We start from the raw sequence: 1,342 nt of genomic DNA, 5'->3' as shown, positions 1-1,342 counted from the left end.
CTACATCCTCGCCTGGGTCGCGGAAATACAGCTCGCCGAGGGTGGCCAGCAGCGGCTTCAAGCGGGCGAAGGGCAGGGCGATGCGCTTGCCGCCCTGCGGCAGGCTGACCAGCAGGCGGTCCTCGTCGGCGCGCTGGGCCAGCGTCTCGGGGGCCAGCAGCCAGGGCGTACGGCGGATGGCCTGGAGCAGGATCGGCAGCAGGCTCAGGCGCTGCCCCTCCACCTCGATGCCCAGCTCCAGGTCGAACCAGTTCTGCTGCGGGTCTTCCTCGACCTCGGCGTACCAGTCGTCGACCTCCGCCAGGTTGTACTGGAAGTCCGGGCGCATGTGGATCTGCCAGCCCTCGGCGCGCAGCTGCGGCAGCTGCTGCTGGACGAAATCCAGCCAGTCGCGCTCGCTGTCCAGCTCGAACGGCTCGCCGGCCTCGGCCGGCAGTGCCTCGCTCTGCCGTAGCGCCACCTGCAGGCCGAGGCCTTCCAGGCGTTTGCGCAGCGCCGCTTCCGCTTGCGCGTCGCGGATCAGGCGCAGGTTGGTGTCGGCATCGAGGCGCTTGACCAGGTCCTTGGCCGGCTTGCCGAACACCCGGTGCCCGGCGTAATCGAAGGCCAGCGCGGCGCGGTGCTGGGTCTGCTCCTGCATGCGCCCCTTGCGCGCGTCGAAATGCACGCGCACCTGGCTGCCGAGGCTCAGCTGCGGGGTCGGGGCGATGCCTTCGAGGCGCTGCTCGGCCACTTCCTTGGTCGCCACGATGATCTCGGACAGATCGCCGCCGCCGCGCTGCTGCGCCTCCAGGGTGAGCAGGGCGGCGACCACGTGCTTGCAGTTGAAGCCCACCGGGCAGTTGCAGTGGCCGGTGACGCTCCAGCGGCGGCCATAGGGGTGCAGGGTGATGCGCTGCTGGTAGGTGTGCCCGGCCGCGCCGCGGCAGCTGGCCAGCAGGCTGTTGTCCTTGAGGCTGAGCAGCTTGCTGCGCTTTTCCTCGGCGTAGGCGATGCCGCGGCGCAGGTCGCCGGCGCCGAACTCGGAGCGCCAGTCCTCCTGGCGCAGCTGGTGAATATCCAGGGGCATCAGCGAAACCCCGGGGACGCAGGTGATAGGCGCATGACTCGGCCGCGGCAATGCAAAGCCGCAGATTTTCGCACAGCCGCGGCGCGATTAGCAGACGCCGCGAGGCGATTGCCGACGTGCAGTCGGCTCAGGGCTCGAAGGCGGCGCGGTACTGCCCCGGCGTCGCGCCCAGGGCCTGGCGGAAGCGATTGCTGAAGTGGCTGGCGCTGGCGAAGCCGCAGGCCAGGGCGACCTCGCCCAGCGGCAGCGCCGACTGGCGCAGCAAGTGGCAGG

Annotated in this window: 2 protein-coding genes; both read right to left on the bottom strand. The window is 70.5% G+C overall.

The annotated features are described in order from the left end of the window. The coding region (locus N878_RS20685; protein ID WP_021445440.1) for an SWIM zinc finger domain-containing protein at window positions 1-1,069 on the bottom strand (1,069 nt) is incomplete at its 3' end. A 127-nt stretch (window positions 1,070-1,196) separates the two neighbouring features. Beyond that, window positions 1,197-1,342 (bottom strand): helix-turn-helix domain-containing protein (locus tag N878_RS27025; RefSeq protein ID WP_156350909.1); only part of this gene is annotated, 146 nt, incomplete at its 5' end.

The organism is Pseudomonas sp. EGD-AK9, from assembly GCF_000465935.2.
Lineage (GTDB): Bacteria > Pseudomonadota > Gammaproteobacteria > Pseudomonadales > Pseudomonadaceae > Aquipseudomonas.
This window is presented reverse-complemented; position numbering and strand designations above follow the sequence as displayed.